The sequence below is a fragment of the Micromonospora sp. NPDC049081 genome, from assembly GCF_040648835.1.
GTDB classification, from domain to species: Bacteria; Actinomycetota; Actinomycetes; order Mycobacteriales; family Micromonosporaceae; genus Micromonospora; species Micromonospora antibiotica.
This window is the reverse complement of sequence record NZ_JBEZEK010000010.1, coordinates 181,275-196,369: the sequence shown is the minus strand read 5'-3', so window position 1 is coordinate 196,369 and position 15,095 is coordinate 181,275. Positions and strand designations below refer to the sequence as shown.

General features: G+C 73.1%; 12 protein-coding genes and 1 pseudogene. 6 read left to right on the top strand and 7 right to left on the bottom strand.

The window, feature by feature from the left end; translation table 11 throughout:
- The first annotated feature begins 99 nt into the window (after window positions 1-99).
- On the top strand, window positions 100-1,434 hold the full coding sequence (locus tag AB0B63_RS17305) for a potassium transporter TrkG (protein ID WP_357019525.1): 1,335 nt from the start codon (window positions 100-102) through the stop codon (window positions 1,432-1,434).
- On the top strand, window positions 1,424-2,092 hold the full coding sequence (locus tag AB0B63_RS17300) for a TrkA family potassium uptake protein (RefSeq protein ID WP_244252651.1): 669 nt from the start codon (window positions 1,424-1,426) through the stop codon (window positions 2,090-2,092). The genes AB0B63_RS17305 and AB0B63_RS17300 overlap by 11 nt, the downstream gene beginning before the upstream one ends.
- A 122-nt stretch (window positions 2,093-2,214) precedes the next feature.
- On the opposite strand, the gene AB0B63_RS17295 is transcribed toward AB0B63_RS17300, so the two are convergent.
- The 7 genes from AB0B63_RS17295 to AB0B63_RS17265 form a co-directional block, all read right to left on the bottom strand.
- Complete coding sequence (locus AB0B63_RS17295) at window positions 2,215-3,861, bottom strand: serine/threonine-protein kinase (protein WP_357019521.1); 1,647 nt, start codon at window positions 3,859-3,861, stop codon at window positions 2,215-2,217.
- 71 nt (window positions 3,862-3,932) lie between these two features.
- Complete coding sequence (locus tag AB0B63_RS17290; protein ID WP_357019518.1) at window positions 3,933-5,486, bottom strand: fused MFS/spermidine synthase; 1,554 nt, start codon at window positions 5,484-5,486, stop codon at window positions 3,933-3,935.
- A gap of 36 nt (window positions 5,487-5,522) precedes the next feature.
- Window positions 5,523-6,536, bottom strand: a complete 1,014-nt coding sequence (locus tag AB0B63_RS17285) for a hypothetical protein (protein ID WP_357019515.1) — start codon at window positions 6,534-6,536, stop codon at window positions 5,523-5,525.
- 352 nt (window positions 6,537-6,888) lie between these two features.
- Window positions 6,889-7,695: an inositol monophosphatase family protein gene (locus tag AB0B63_RS17280; protein ID WP_357019512.1), complete on the bottom strand. Its 807-nt coding sequence runs from the start codon at window positions 7,693-7,695 to the stop codon at window positions 6,889-6,891.
- Window positions 7,688-8,140 carry a response regulator gene (locus tag AB0B63_RS17275; RefSeq protein WP_357019509.1) on the bottom strand — a complete coding sequence of 151 codons (453 nt, stop codon included), beginning with the start codon at window positions 8,138-8,140 and terminating at the stop codon, window positions 7,688-7,690. The genes AB0B63_RS17280 and AB0B63_RS17275 overlap by 8 nt, the downstream gene beginning before the upstream one ends.
- Window positions 8,137-10,008, bottom strand: coding sequence for an ATP-binding protein (locus AB0B63_RS17270; protein ID WP_357019506.1), 1,872 nt, complete (start codon window positions 10,006-10,008; stop codon window positions 8,137-8,139). The genes AB0B63_RS17275 and AB0B63_RS17270 overlap by 4 nt, the downstream gene beginning before the upstream one ends.
- On the bottom strand, window positions 10,005-11,249 hold the full coding sequence (locus tag AB0B63_RS17265; RefSeq protein ID WP_208568282.1) for a fused response regulator/phosphatase: 1,245 nt from the start codon (window positions 11,247-11,249) through the stop codon (window positions 10,005-10,007). The genes AB0B63_RS17270 and AB0B63_RS17265 overlap by 4 nt, the downstream gene beginning before the upstream one ends.
- Window positions 11,250-11,491: 242 nt before the next feature.
- Between AB0B63_RS17265 and AB0B63_RS17260 the strand changes: the two genes are divergently transcribed.
- The 4 genes and pseudogenes from AB0B63_RS17260 (at window position 11,492) to AB0B63_RS17245 (ending at window position 15,081) form a co-directional block, all read left to right on the top strand.
- On the top strand, window positions 11,492-13,948 hold the full coding sequence (locus AB0B63_RS17260; RefSeq protein ID WP_357019502.1) for a M28 family peptidase: 2,457 nt from the start codon (window positions 11,492-11,494) through the stop codon (window positions 13,946-13,948).
- A 79-nt stretch (window positions 13,949-14,027) separates the two neighbouring features.
- Window positions 14,028-14,327 (top strand): annotated as a pseudogene (locus tag AB0B63_RS17255) (hypothetical protein); the annotation flags it as partial.
- A 43-nt stretch (window positions 14,328-14,370) separates the two neighbouring features.
- Window positions 14,371-14,619 carry a transposase gene (locus AB0B63_RS17250; protein WP_357019613.1) on the top strand — a complete coding sequence of 83 codons (249 nt, stop codon included), beginning with the start codon at window positions 14,371-14,373 and terminating at the stop codon, window positions 14,617-14,619.
- 123 nt (window positions 14,620-14,742) lie between these two features.
- Window positions 14,743-15,081: a MarR family transcriptional regulator gene (locus tag AB0B63_RS17245; RefSeq protein ID WP_357019499.1), complete on the top strand. Its 339-nt coding sequence runs from the start codon at window positions 14,743-14,745 to the stop codon at window positions 15,079-15,081.
- Window positions 15,082-15,095 lie beyond the last annotated feature (14 nt).

The following is a 15,095-nucleotide window of genomic DNA, read 5'->3' as shown; positions in this document are numbered from 1 at the left end:
GCCAGGTGAACCCTGCGGGGAGACGAGCGCGGAAGCCGGCACCGGCCCGGGATACGCGATTCACCGGCCCGGTCGCGCCGTAGTCGACAGGATTGTGTGGTGCGCCGGTTCCTTCGTCACCCCGTCCGGCTGGTGCCGTTCGGTTTCCTGGTGACGATCGCGATCGGCACCGGCCTGCTGATGCTGCCCTGGGCCACCAGCGAGCACCGCTACACCCCGCTGGTGACCGCGCTGTTCACCGCCACCTCGGCGGTCTCGGTCACCGGCATGGCCGTCACCGACACCCCGAACTACTGGAACGGGTTCGGGCTGGTGATGATCACCGTGCTCACCCAGGTCGGCGGGCTGGGCATCCTCACCGGTGCGGCCCTGGTCAGCCTGGCGGTCACCCGGCAGCTCGGGCTGCGCAACCGGCTGCTGGTGCAGGCAGAGACGGCCGAGTACGGCTCCGCCGACCTGCGTCGCCTGCTGATGCGCATCGCCGGCACGGTGCTCGGCTGCGAGCTGGTGATGACCGCGGTGGTGACCGCCCGGCTCCGGCTCGCCTACGACTACCCGCCGGGCCGGGCGCTGTGGTCGGGGACGTTCCACTCGATCCAGGCGTTCAACAACGGCGGTTTCACCCTCTACACCGACGGGCTGGTCGGTTTCGCCCGTGATCCGTGGGTGGCGCTGCCGCTGGCGTTCGGCGGGATCGTCGGCGGGCTGGGCTTCCCCGCGCTGTTCGAGGCGTTCCGCCGACGCCGCCGGCCGGCCCGCTGGGCGGTGGCCACCAAGCTGACCATCTGGGGCAGTGTGGTGCTGGTGGCCGTGGGCTTCGTCGGGCTGCTCGCCGCCGAGTGGGACAACCCGTTCACCATCGGCACCTACGACACCCCGGGCAAGCTGCTCGCCACGTTCACCCAGATCGCGCTCAGCCGTACCGGCGGATTCGACGTGATCGGCGTGGCCGCGCTGCGTGAGGAGAGTTACCCGCTGCTCGTCGCCCTGATGTTCATCGGCGGTGGCAGTGCCAGCACCGCCGGTGGGATCAAGGTCTCCACGTTCTTCCTGCTCGGCTTCGTCATCTGGGCGGAGTTGCGCGGCGAGCCGGACGTCACCGTGGGCCGCCGCCGGATCGCGGTGGCCAGCCAACGTCAGGCGCTGACGGTGGCGCTGCTCAGCGTCGCACTGGTGACGGTCGGCACGCTCGGCCTGACGGTGCTCACCACCGACGTCCGGGCCAACGAGACGCTGTTCGAGGTGACCTCGGCGTTCAGCACCGCCGGCCTCACCGTCGGGCTCACCCAGCACCTGCCCGCGTCGGCGCAACTGGTGCTGACGGTGCTGATGTACATCGGGCGGATCGGCCCGCTCACCCTCGGCTCGGCGATCGCGTTGAACACCCGGCACCGGCTGTACCGCTACCCGAAGGAGCAACCCGTTGTCGGCTAGGGGTGAGGGCGACGGCGACATCGCCGTGATCGGGCTGGGCCGGTTCGGCTGCCACCTGGCCGGGGCGTTGACCCGGCTCGGCCACCAGGTGCTCGCCGTGGACCGCGACCCCGACCGGGTGCAACGCTGGTCGGCGTCGCTGGACCGGGTGGTGCAGGCCGACGCCACCGAGGAGCAGGCGCTGCGGCAGCTAGGCGTCGGCGAGTTCTCCCGGGTGGTGGTCGCCATCGGCGCCTCGGTGGAGGCCAGCGTGCTCACCGTGCTGGCGTTGACCGAGGTGGGCGTACCGCAGGTGTGGGCGCGGGCCACCTCCCGCAAGCACGCGAAGATCCTGGCTTCGGTCGGCGCCCACCACGTGGTCTTCCCCGAGGCGGAGACGGGGGAACGGGTGGCCCACCTGATCGTCAGCCGGATGCTCGACTTCATGGAGTTCGGCGACGACTTCGCCATCGCCAAGGTGCCGGTCCCCCCGCCGCTGGTCGGTCACCGGCTGCGGGACCTGGCGGTGCAGGAACGCTACGGGGTGATGGTGGTCGGCGCGAAGCCGGCCGGGGAACGCTTCCGGTACGCCGACCCGGACACGGTGCTCGGGCCGGGCAGCATCCTCGTCGTGGAGGGCGGGATCGCCCAGGTGCAGCGGTTCGCGGCCCTACGCTGACCGCGCCGTCCGCCCGCCGCGACCAGGTCGCAGCCCTCGGCCTCAGCCCCGGGGCCCCGTGCCGGGACCGCCACCCGGGCCCCCGAAGGAGCCGCCACCTGCGCCCTTGCCTCCCTTCCCCGTCACCTTCCCGCTTTTCCCTTGGTCGCACCCGCCCCCTTGCCCGCCGCCGGGTCGGGCCCCTTGGCGGGCTTCTCGGACTTCGGCTTGGGCTTCGCCGGGCCGGCAGCGCCGGACCCACCCTTGCCGGACGTCTTCGCCGGTTTCTTCGCCGGTGGCTTCTTCACCGTCGGCGGCTTCACCACGGGCGCGCTGCCGGCCACCCCGGAGACCCGCACCCCGCAGCTCGAATCGCCGACGGCGAACTCCAACGGCAACGGGTTGCCGCCGGTGTACCGGCCGGTCAGGGCGAGCTTCTCCGACCCGCCCGGGGCCAGCGCGGCACGGCCGGCCGCCGCGGTGACCCGGACCAGACGCCCCTCCTGGCGCACCTGGGGCGTGGGCCCGGTGACGACCTGCTGGCCGGGGAAGGCGAAGCTCACCGTCCAGTCCCGCAGTTCCCGGGGGCCGGTGTTGGTCAGCGTGAGCTGGGCGGCGAAGTCCTTGCCGGAGTCGCTGCGCAGCGCGTACTCGACCTCGCAGGGGATGGTGTCGGGCAACCCCATCCGGGCCTCGGTGGGCGGTTCGACACCGCCGCTGGCCGGGCTGCGCGAGGTCACCCCCCAGATCGCCGCGGTGACGGCGACGAGGCTCGCGGCGGCCACCCCGGCCTCGATCCGGCGGCGGCGGGTGGCGGCGCGGCGGCTCCGGGGCCGACCCGAGAAGGGCAACGCGTCGGTGTCGGCCGACCAGGGCAGGATCGTGGTGCCGGCGTTGGCGAGCAACGCCGGGTCGAGCCGCCCGGGGGCCGGGGACACCGGCACGGCCGCGACCATCCCGGCCGCCGAGGCGAGGGTACGCGCCACCTCCGAGGTCGCCGGCCGGTCCTCCGGGCGTTTGGCCAGGCAGCGGCCGACCAGCTCGACCACCTCGTCGGGCAGCCCGCGTACCGGGGGCATCGGCTCCGGGTCGTGGTACATGTGCGCCCGCAGCATCTGCGTGGTGGTGCTGGCCTGCCAGGGCAACCGCCCGGTGAGCATCCGGTAGAGCAGCAGCCCGACGGCGTACACGTCGGTGGCCGGGGAGACCTGGCCGTTGTCGAGGCGCTCCGGGGCGAGGTAGGCGGGGGTGCCGAGCAGGGTGCCGTCCGGCCCTTTCTCGCTCTCCCCGACCAGCGCCGAGATGCCGAAGTCGACCACCTTCACCCCGGTCGCGGTCAACATGACGTTGCCGGGGGTGACGTCGCGGTGCACCACCCCCCGGGCGTGCGCGGTGGCCAGTGCCGAGGTCACCTCGGCCCCGATGGTCACCGCCTCCCGCCAGGGCAGCTGCCCGTCGCGGCCGAGCCGCGCGGTGAGCGGACCGCCGTCCACCAGCTCCATCACCACGTACGGCACGGTCAGCCCGACCTGCTCGGACTCGCCGTAGTCGTACACGTTGGTGATGTTGGGGTGGCAGAGCCGCGCGGCGGCCTGCGCCTCGATCCTGATCCGGTGCCGGAAGGCCCGGTCGGTGGCCAGCCGGGAGGCGAGCACCTTCACCGCGACCTGCCGGCCCAGCACCTGGTCGTAGCCGCGCCACACCACGGACATGCCGCCCGCGCCGAGCTGCTCGATCAGCCGGTACCGCTCACCGAGGAGCTGGGCTGCGTTCCGGACTCCTGCACCCATGGTCGACCGAGTTGCCCGGGACGGCCCGACCTACACCTCGATGGTCGTAATCGGTCAGGAAAGTCACCCGATCAGGCGGTCGCGAGCAGTTGGTCCACCGGGGCGTAGTCGTCGGTCAACACCAGTGCCCCGTCGACGAACCGGGTCACCTCGCTGCCGGCGACCATGTCGGGGATCTTCGCCACGGTGCCCAGCCGGGTCCGCAGCGCGTCCAGCGGCAGCGGCGCGTCCGAGGCGACGATGAGGAAGTTGCTGCCCTGCCGCCCGGCGATCGCCTCCGGCGGCGCGACCAGCGCCACGTGCTCGAACTCGGCGGCCACCGTGGCCAGCTCCGAGCGGATGAACCGGCCCGGCGGGTAGTCGATGACGTTCTGCACGTAGATCCCGCCGGGGCGCAGCACCCGGTCGACCTCCGCCGCCATCTCCCGGGTGGCCAGGTGCCACGGCACCACCAGGTGCCCGAAGGCGTCCCCGACGACCAGGTCCCGGCTGTCCGCCGGCTCCCCGGCGACCAGCATCCGGGCGTCGCCCACCTCCGCCCGCAGCCCCGGCCCGGTGCGGACGCCCAGCTCGCGCCGGTCCAGCTCGACCAGTTCGCCGTCGATCTCGAAGACCACGTTGTCGGTGCCCGGCCGGGTGGCGCTCAGGTAGCGGGGCATGGTGAACCCGCCCCCGCCCAGGTGCAGCGCGTCCAGCCGCTGCCCCTTCGGGGCGGCCACGTCGGCGACCGCGCCGATCCACTGGGTGTACTCGTACTCCAGGTGGGTCGGGTCGTCCAGGTCGACGTACGAGTGCTGGGCCGAGTTGAGATAGAGGGTGCGCCCACCGTCGCGGGCCGGATCACGCTCCACCCGGGCGCAGTGGTACGCGGTCTCCACGTCGCACGGGTTCGGCGCGACCGCGCTCAGCCCCGCCGCGACCAACCCGAGCACCGCCAGGGTGGCCTTCAGCCGGGCCGGACCGGGCAACCCCGCCGCCTCCTGCCGGCGCAGGTAGACCCCGAGCGCCAGCCCGACCACCCCGAGCGCCGCCGCCAACCCGATCAGGATGACGGTGCTGGGCAGCGCCGCCACCAGCACGAACCCGGTGAACAGGGTGGCGGTGATGCCGCCGAGGGTGCCGATGCCGGACAGCCGCCCGACGACCTGCCCGGTGCGCCGCAGGTCGGCCAGTTGCAGCTTCACCACCAGCGGGGTGACCGCCGACAGCAGCGCCGCCGGCACGAACACGGCCAACGCGGTGAGCAGCAGGATGCCGCTGACCGCACCGCCGCGCAGCAGTTCACCGGCGTACCGGACCACCGGCAGGGTGACGGCGGCGGCGATGCCGGCCAGGATCAGCGCCGGGGCGAGCAGCCCGCGCGGGTCCCGCCGGTCGGCCAGCCAACCGCCCGTCCACGCCCCGTACGCGATGGCGGCCAACGCGATGCCGATCACCGAGCTGGTCACCTGGAGGGTCACCCCGACGTACGGGCCGACGAGGCGCAACGAGACCGTCTCCAACACCAGCACCGCACCGCTTGCGAAGAAGACCAGGAACGCGGCGAGCCCGTTGGGCAGGGCGCGGGAGGGAACCGGCGCGGGAGGCGTCGGAGCGGTCACGACGTCGGACGATGAGCTGCTCACCGTCGCGATGCTACGTCCCGTTCCTGGGCCGGACGGTCAGTACATCGAAAGATGAACATGGTTTGTGTGGTCGGCGGCCGGGCTGCCCGACCCGCTGTACGCCCGCCAACCCGTGTTCGGCATCCAGATCTGCCGGTACCAGATCACGTAGAGCACGCCGAGCCGGTTGGCGTTGTTCTTGAAGTAGTTGGCCAGGCTGTCGCCGTACGCCTTGTCCCCGCCGGTGGCCGTCTCGTCCTTGAAGCCACTGGTGGCGGCCGAGAAGTCGCAGGCCCGACCCTTCGGGTGCTCGCCGCCCCCGCCGCTGCGGTGGCAGGACACGAACCGCTTGTAGCCGGCCGCCTTGGCCTGCTGCATGGCGTGCAGGGTGCGCGGGGTGATGCAACCGGACGTGGTCGGGTCGTTCACCGAACACGACTCGCCCGGCCACGACCCGTCGGAGTTGCGCGGGGCCGGCGCGGCCGAACTCGACCCGCCGCTGAAGCCGGCGCTGCTGCCCGAGCTGACGGTGGCCAGGGCGCGCTCGGCGTCCCGCTTCTTCTTCGCCAGCGTGGCGAGCTGCTTCTGCTGCTCGCGGACCTCGGCGTTGATGGCGAGGGTGGCCTCGGCGGCGGTCTGCCGCGCCTCGGCGAGGGCACGGAGCTGCTTGCCGTCCCGCTGGGCCATCATGTCCAGGTCGGCGGCGCGCTTGAGGAACGCCTCCGGGTTTGCCGTGTTGAGCAGCATCGACGTCGGCGTCAACCGGCCCACCCGGTAGGACTGCGCGGCCACCTCGCCCACCTGGACGGTCAGCTCACCCAACCGGCCCTCGACCACCTTCAACTCGGCGGCCAGCGCGGTCTGCCGCCGCTTGGAGCTGTCCAGCTTGGCCTTGGCCTCGATGTGCCCCTTCGCCGCCGCCGTCAGCGCATCCTTGAGCTGCTTGGTGCCACCCTCACCGGGCTCCGCCGAGGCGGGCACCGCACCGACACCGAGCAGCAGCGCCAGCGCGGCGAGCAGCACGGTCAACGGCCGACGCACGCCTGGCCGGGTCAGGCTGGTCCTGGGCACGGAGGTTGTCCTTCCCTCTGCCGCCGACGCCCGCCACAGGGCCGGTACGGCGGCGGTCCCGCCGGCCCCGGTTGGCGGCCTGGGGGCGGAGACCGCCGGTCACACTACCGCAATCACGCCCGGTGACCAGGCCCGTGACGACACCGGACAGCAACGCTCGACACGGCGTGTCGAACCCGTCGCCGAGAGTCCATCTCATCGATCCCTCAGCCACCCCCGGGGCGGCCCACCGCCCGGCTCGACCGACCCCGCCACACCGGCCCGGCGGCCCGCCCGTCCCCCGCCCGGCGACCCGCCACACCGGCCGGGCGGCCCACCGCCCGGCACCCACGAACGTGCAGGCGGTGGGCGGTCAGTCGCCGAGCAGGGCGGCGCGGACCTCGTGCCAGGTCTGCTCGTCGGAGGCGACCAGCAGCCCGTGCCCGTCGTCGGCCGGGTGGTAGTCGGTGCCGTCGAAGCGGCGGGCCACCCCACCCGCCTCGCGCACCAGCAGCGCACCGGGGAGATGGTCCCAGGGCAGGGTCCGCCAGAACAGGACGAACTGCTGGTCACCGGTGAGCAGGTCGAGGTACTCCCGGCCGGCGCAGTGCTGACCGGGCAGCAGCTCCCCGACCCGGCCCTCGCCCGCCGCCACCCGGTCCCGGGTGGCCCGGGGCAGGTACTGGACCATCGCGGTGCCCCGCAACCGCTCCGGCGGCACGACCGGGGTCCTGCGTACCGGCCGGCCGTCCAACCGGGTCCCGGCCCCGGCCCGGGCCACGGCCATCGTCTCCGCCAGCGGGTCGAACACCCACGAGGCGACCGGCTCACCGTCGGTGAGCAGGGCCACCATCAGCGCGAACGGCCGGCGGCCGGCGGCGAAGTTGCCCGTACCGTCGATCGGGTCGACCACCCACACGTCGCCGCCGCCGCGCAGGTGCCGCAGCAACGACCCGTCCGCGGCCACCGCCTCCTCGCCGACGACCAGCGACCCCGGCAGCAGCCGGCGCAACTCCGCCGAGATCCGCTCCTCGGCCCGCTGGTCGGCGACGGTGACCAGGTCACCCGGTGCCTTCTCGGTGACGTCGGCGTCGTCCAGCTTGCGGAACAGCGGCAACACCACGTCCGCCGCGGTCTCCCGCAGCAGCGTGCCGACGTCGGCGAGCAGTTGGTCAGCCACGAGGCGGCAGCTTCACCACGCTGACGAAGAACTCGTCGATCTGACGGACCACCGAGATGAAACGCTCGAAGTCCACCGGCTTGGTCACGTAGGCGTTGGCGTGCAGCTGGTAGCTGCGCAGGATGTCCTCGTCGGCCTGGGAGGTGGTGAGCACCACCACCGGGATGCGGCGCAGCACCTCGTCGTTCTTGATCTCCTCCAGCACCTCCCGGCCGTCGCGGCGCGGCAGGTTCAGGTCGAGCAGGATCAGGTCCGGGGTCACCGCGTCCGCGTACCGGCCCTCGCGCCGCAGGTAGGCCAGCGCCTCGGCGCCGTCGGAGACGACGGTCAGCCGGTTGCGGAGCTTGTGCTCCTCGAATGCCTCCTGGGTCATCAGCACGTCACCCGGATCGTCCTCGACCAGCAGGACCTCGATCGGGCTCTTGCCGTCCGCCGGCGCGGTCATCCCACCCCCTCCTTCGTACCACCCGTGGTGCCGTGCCCCGGCGGCCCGCCGGGTGGGTCCTCGTCCTGCGTGCCGCCCGGCTGTCGGCCGACCGGGATCGGCCGGTCCGCCGGCCCGGTGTCCCCGGCCGGGCGGGACGCGGCGTCGTCGTCGGCCGTCGTCGCCGTGCCGTCCCCGTCGGGCGCTGCCGTGGCGTCCCCGTCGGAGCCTGCCGGGGCGTCTCCCTCGGGCGTCACCGTGGCGTCCCCGTCGGGCCCTGCTGGGGCGTCCGCACCGGTTGCCGCCGCCGGGCCCGCCTCGGCGGCCTTCGCCGCCTCGACGTCCTCCGGCCGGGCCGGGAGGGTGAACCGGATCGCGGTCCCCTCGGCCCGGTCGGTGTCCACCCAGACCCGACCGCCGTGATATTCGACGATCTTCTTGACGATGGCCAGGCCGATGCCGGTGCCCGGGTAGGCGTCCTTGGCGTGCAGCCGCTGGAAGATCACGAAAATCTTGTCGGCGAACTCGGGCTCGATGCCGATGCCGTTGTCCTCGCAGGTGATCTCCCACTCGGCGTCGACCAACCGGGCCGAGACCCGCACCTTCGGCGTGACGTCCGGGCGGCGGAACTTCACCGAGTTGCTGACCAGGTTGACCAGCAGGTTGGTGAGCAGCGGCTCCTCGCCCCGGATCACCGGCAGCTCGCCCCAGGTCAGCTCGGCGTCGGCGTACTGCCGGCCCGGCTCGGTCTGGCTGGCCACGTCGCCCATCACCCGGTTGAGGTCGACGTCGACGAAACCGGTGGTGAGCCGGCCGATCCGGGAGAACGCCAACAGGTCGTTGATCAGGCGCTGCATCCGCTGCGCGCCGTCGACGGCGAACGCGATGTACTGGTCGGCCCGCTCGTCGAGCTGACCGGCGTACCGCCGCTGGAGCAGCTGGCAGAAGCTGGCCACCTTGCGCAACGGCTCCTGCAGGTCGTGCGAGGCGACGTAGGCGAACTGCTCCAGGTCACGGTTGGAGCGGGTCAGCTCCTCGGCCTGCTTCTGCAACTGGCTGTTGACCCACTCGATGTTCTCCCGGGCGGCCCGCACCTCCGCCAGGTCCTTCGCGATCTTCTGCCGCATCACGTCCACGTCGTCGGCGAGCCGACGGAACTCCGGCGGCCCCGTCCCGGCGATGTGGTGCTGGTAGTCACCGGCGGCGACCTCCCGCACCTGCTGGGCCAGGCCGGTCAGCGGCCGGATCACCATCCGCTCCAGGGAGAGCAGCATCAGGGTGCCGGCGAGCACCACCACCACCGCCGCGACGATCAGCAGCATCACCAGCATGTTGCCGGTCCGCTCGATGTCCCGGGCGCCCTTCTCCCGCTCGGCCAGGATCGCCGCCTGGAGGTCACCCACCGACGCCCGGATCTGGTCGAACTCCTGCCGGGCCTGGGCGGTGATCAACGCCTGGCCGGCGGCCGTGCCGCTACTCCCGGTGGTCGCGATCACCGGCTCGGCCACCGTCCGCCGCCAGTCCGCCGCCTGCTGCTGCGCGGTGCGCAGCGCACCGGCGACCGCCGGATAGTCACGGCTCAGGTCGGCGATCGTGGCGGCCACGTCGCGCTCCTGCCGCACCCCCTGCTCGTACGGGGCCAGGTCGGCACGGTTGCCGCTGACCGCGTACCCCCGGATGCCGGTCTCCTGGTCGAGCAGTGCGTTGAGCAGCTCCTGCCCCTGCACCCGCAGCGGGCCGGTGCGGGTGAGCACGGCGTCGGTGTAGGAGCGGTTCTTCGCCGCCACCACCGCCTCGGCCACGGCCAACCCGACCAGCAGCACACCGACCACGGCCAGCAACGCCAGCACCCGACGACGCAGGGTCCACCCCCGGCGGTACGTGTTCACCGGCCACCGCCCCGGCTGACCAGCAGCATGGCGACGTCGTCGGCGAGCGGCCCCCCGTTGATCTGCTCGGCCCGACCGACCAGCCAGGCGGGCAGCTCGGACAGCGGCACGGCGTGGTTGGCGCGCTCCTGGAGCAGGCCGGTCAGCCCGTCGACGTCCAACCGGTCGTCGCCGTCACCCACCCGCCCCTCGATGAGACCGTCGGTGTACATCAACAGGGACCAGTCATCGGTGTCGAACTCCAGGTCGAACGCGACGGGACGGCGGGGTCGTACGCCGAGCAGCAGGCCCCCACGGGCCGGGACGGGCGCGACCTTGCCGCCGGACAGCAGCAGCGGCGGCGGGTGACCGGCCAGCCGGACGGTGGCCCGGTTGGCGGCCAGGTCGAGCCGGACGGTGGCGACGGTGGCGAAGATCTCCTGGAGCCGGCGCTCGCTCATCAGCACCTGTTCCAGGGCGGGCAGCACCTCGTCGTCGGGCACCCGGGCCAGGATCAACGCCCGCCAGGCGACCCGCAGCTCGACGCCGAGCGCGGCCTCGTCCACCCCGTGCCCGCAGACGTCGCCGACGATCAGGTCGACCCGGTCCGGCTGGGTCTGCACCACGTCGAAGAAGTCCCCGCCGATCAGCGCCGCGTGCCGGCCCGGCCGGTAGAAGGTGTGCACCGCCACCTCGTCGGTGGTCATCAGCGGCTGGGGCAGCAGGCCCCGTTCCAGGCGGGCCGACTCGGCCTGGCGCAGCTCGACCTCGCGCAGCCGGCGGGCGTTCTCGTCGGCCCGTTTGCGCTCCACCGCGTAGCGCAGGGCGCGGGTCAGCAGCACCCCGTCGACCTGCCCCTTGACCAGGTAGTCCTGGGCGCCCTCGGCGACCGCGACGATGCCGAGGTGCTCGTCGGAGCGGCCGGTAAGCACGCAGACCGCCGCGCCGCTGGACATCTCCAGCACCCGGCGCAGCCCGTCGAGGCCCTGCGCGTCGGGCAGCCCGAGGTCGAGCAGCACGCAGTCGACGCCGGCGATGCGCCGCCGGGCCTCGCTGAGGCTGGTGGCGACCAGCAGGTCGATCATCGAGTTGGTCTCGGCGAGCAGCTCGCCGACCAGGAAGGCGTCGCCCTCGTCGTCCTCGACCAGCAGCACCCGCAGCCGTTCACCCGGCGGCAGGTTGGGGTGCGGCCCCAGCCCGCCGTGCGGGTACGGCGCGACGGAGGGCCCGGCCGAGCCAGGCCCCCGGTGCGACCGGGTCACCGCCGCGAGACGCGGGAGTTCGCTGGTGATGTCGGGCTCCTTCCGAGTGCCCTGCTGATCCTGTATTAGACAACGGTCGCACACAACACGGTCCGCCCGGTCCGGGCGTTCCCGGGCAAGGCCGTCACCAGGTGAGCGTCCGGGCAGCGGCCAGCGTCACGGTTCGGTTCCGGTACGCCCCGGCTGCGCCCCGGCGGGGGCAGGATGGTGCACCACCTCCGCACCACCTCCGAGGAGTTCCCGTGGGCGCACCCCCCGCCTCCGCCGCCGACCGGGCGCTGGCCCGGCCCCGGCGTCGTCCGCTCGCCGCCCTGGCCGCCCTGCTGGCGCTGGTCGCGGTGAGTGCCGCGATGCTGGTCACCCTGGCCACCCCGACGCCCCGGCCGGTCGACGCCCCGGCCGACGAGTTCAGCGCCGGGCGGGCGTACCGGACGGTGCAGACGGTGGCGCAACGCCCGCACCCGGCCGGCAGCGCCGCCAACGACCAGGTCCGTGAGCACCTGGTCGGGGTGCTGAGCGGGCTGGGCCTGCAGACCGAGGTGCAGGACACCGTCGCCCCGGAGGCCGGGCAGCTCAGCGGGGCGGCCGGTGGGGCCACCTTCGCCCGGGTCCGCAACGTGGTGGCCCGACTGCCCGGGACCGCCTCCACCGGCCGGGTCTTCCTGGTGGCGCACTACGACTCGGTGCAGACCGGCCCGGGTGGCAACGACGACGCGGCCGGCACCTCCACCGTGCTGGAGGTGGCCCGGGCGCTGGCCGCCGGTCCCCGGCCCCGCAACGACGTCGTGTTCGTGCTGACCGACGCCGAGGAGGCCTGCCTGTGCGGGGCGGCGGCGTTCGCGGCGAGTCACCCGCTGGCCGCCGACGGCGGGGTGGTGCTCAACCTGGAGGCGCGGGGCTCCACCGGCCCGGTGATCATGTTCGAGACGTCCCGGAACAACGCCGAGCTGGTGGCCGCCTTCGGCCGGGGCGCCCCGCACCCGGTGGGCACCTCGTTCGCCGTGGAGATCTATCGGGCGCTGCCCAACGACACCGACTTCACCGCCTTCCTCGACAACGACTTCGTCGGGTTGAACGCGGCGTACATCGACGGCGGCGCGATCTACCACACCCCGCTGGACACCCCGGCGGCGATGGACCGGGGCAGCCTCCAGATGCACGGCGACAACGCGCTCGGGCTGGCCCGGGAGTTCGGCCGCGCCGACCTGACGGCGCTGAAGTCCGGCCACGACGCCACCTACTTCCCGGTGCCGGGCGGGCTGGTCCGCTACCCCGGCTGGCTGACCTGGCCACTGGCCGCCCTGGCGGTGCTCGGGGTGCTGGTGCTGGGCTGGCAGGTCCGGCACACCGGCCGGGCCGGCACCGGTCGCCTGTTCGCCGGGTTCGGGCTGGCGCTGGTGCCGATCGTGGCCGCCCCGATCGCCGCCCAACTACTCTGGGCGGGGATCACCGCGCTGCGACCCGGCTACGCCGAGCTGCTCGACCCGTACCGGCCGGTCTGGTACCGGCTGGCGGTGGTGGCGCTCGCCGCCGCGATCCTGCTCGCCTGGTACGCGCTGACCCGCCGCCGGGTGGGCCCGGCGGCGCTGGCCGTCGGCGGGCTGGGCTGGCTGGCCCTGCTCGGGGTGGTGCTGGCCACGCTGGTGCCCGGCGGGGCGTACCTGGCCACCCTGCCGGCGCTGGCCGGCGCGCTCGCCGGCCTGGTGGCGCTACGGTGCCGGATCGACGGCCCGTGGCCGGTGGTCGCGACGGCCCTGGCCGGCGCGGTCGCCGTGGTGATCCTGCTGCCCACGGTGGTGCTGCTCTTCCCCGCGCTGGGGATGGCGATGGGCGGGGTGGCGGCCCTGTTCGCGGTGCTGCTGGGGCTGGCCGCGCTGCCGGTGCTCGACCTGCTGCACCCGGCAGCCGGACTCCCCGGCCCGACCGCCGACGAACACGGCGCGGTCGACCCGGCCGCCCACGACGAGCGACGCCGGGTCGCCGCCCATGGCCGTCGGCTCGGCGCGCTGCCGGCCGTCGCCGCCGCGCTCGCCGCCACCCTGTTCGCCGGAGTCGGCCTGGCGGTCGACCGCTTCGACGCCGACCACCCGGTCCCCACCCACCTGATGTACGCCCTCGACGCCGACACCAACGAGGCGCAGTGGATCACCCGCGAGGAGGAACCTCAGCCGTGGACCAAGGAGCACGCCGGTTCACACTTCAGCGAGTACCTGGGCGCAGCGTTCCCCGGCCTGGGTAGGGAGTCGATGCGTACCGGGGTGGCACCGGCGGCGAACCTGCCCGCGCCGACGGTGCAGGTGCTGGCCGACACCACCGCCGGTGGACTGCGCACCCTGCGGCTACGACTGCTCCCCCAGCGCACCGTCCGGCTGGCCACCCTGCACGTGGACGCCACCACCGCCGAGGTGACCCGGGCCGAGGTGGCCGGCCGGGACGTGCCCGTTGGGCGGCAACCGACCGTCGAGGAGGCGTCGCTGGACCGGTGGGGCTTCGGGATCGTCTTCCACGCCCCGCCGCCGGAGGGTGTCGAGATCACCCTGACCGTGCGGCCCCGGGCAGCCAAGGTGGCGCTGCGGGCGATGGACGCCAGCGACGGGTTGACGGCGTTGCCGGGGTTCCGGGCACGGCCGGCGGGGGTGGGGGTGGCCGGGTCGCACACCTCGGAGATGCTGGCGGTCGCCCGCACCTATTCCTTCTGACGCTTGGCACCAACATCGGCGACGCCCCTTGACCTGACTGTGAGCCAGCGCCGACGCCCAGCGGCAACTGCACGCGTTGATGATCACCTCACCCGAGGTCGTGCGAGCCTGTTTCCGCGGCCAGAGCACCCGCCTCATGCTCACCACCGCCACCCGACTACGTCCCACCACCAGCGCGGAGGTGGACGTCTTCAGGAGCTTGACCGTCCTACGTGACCTCGCCCGCCGCGTCCGCTTCCTCGAAGCCGAAGCCCTGGAGCACGAGAAGGCAATCCGGACGATCGTGCGTTCCTGGCGACCGGACCTGCTGCACCTGACCGGCGTCGGACCGATCGTCGCCGCCACCGTGCTCACCGCCTGGTCCCACCCCGGAAGCTGCCGCAACGACGCAGCGTTCGCCATGCTCGCCGGCACCGCCCCCCATCCCCGCATCGTCGGGCAAGACCACCCGCTACCGGCTCAACCGCTCAGGCGACCGCCAACTCAACCGCGCCCTACACACCATCGTCCTGACCCGCCTCCAACGCGACCACACCACCCGCGCCTACGCCGAACGCCGCCGTGCTCAAGGCAAAGCCGACCGCGAGATCAAACGCTGCCTCAAACGCTACGTCGCCCGAGACCTCTACCGACGCCTCGAAACCCCACCCCACCCACTTGACGCGGCATAGGAGCGTCCTTCAGCAGGTGCCAGGCCTCGATCATCTCGCCAAATTCGCGCACAGGGCTGGCCTGGCGCACCGAAGCAAGCAACCTAGGTAGACATCGATACCCTATCTAGGTAGAGTCGAGCCATGCCAGAAACGCCACGCCTCACACCGCAGACCGTGGCAGTGATTCGCGCCCTACTTGCCACGCCCGCCGACCCGCGATGGGGCCGTGACATTGCTCGCGAGACCGGCCTCAAGTCGGGCACCCTCCATCCAATTCTCGCCCGTCTTGAGCAGGCCGGCTGGGTGGAATCCCATTGGGAAGATCCCGCTGAGCACGAGGATCAAGGGCGGCCTCGGCGACGGTACTACCAGTTCGCCCCGGGGGGCGTCGAAACCGCCCGCCTCGCTCTAGCCGATACCTCCACCCGCGCCAGAGACGTCTCCACTACTGGGCGACTTCGTCCTCAACCGGGCTACTGATGTGCCCGCCTTGA

Bases quoted from the DNA above. Each gene is read 5' to 3' on its own strand.
- AB0B63_RS17295 (WP_357019521.1), bottom strand. From the start codon at position 3,861: ATGGGTGCAGGAGTCCGGAACGCAGCCCAGCTCCTCGGTGAGCGGTAC.
- AB0B63_RS17275 (WP_357019509.1), bottom strand. From the start codon at position 8,140: ATGACCGCGCCGGCGGACGGCAAGAGCCCGATCGAGGTCCTGCTGGTC.
- AB0B63_RS17245 (WP_357019499.1), top strand. From the start codon at position 14,743: ATGCCAGAAACGCCACGCCTCACACCGCAGACCGTGGCAGTGATTCGC.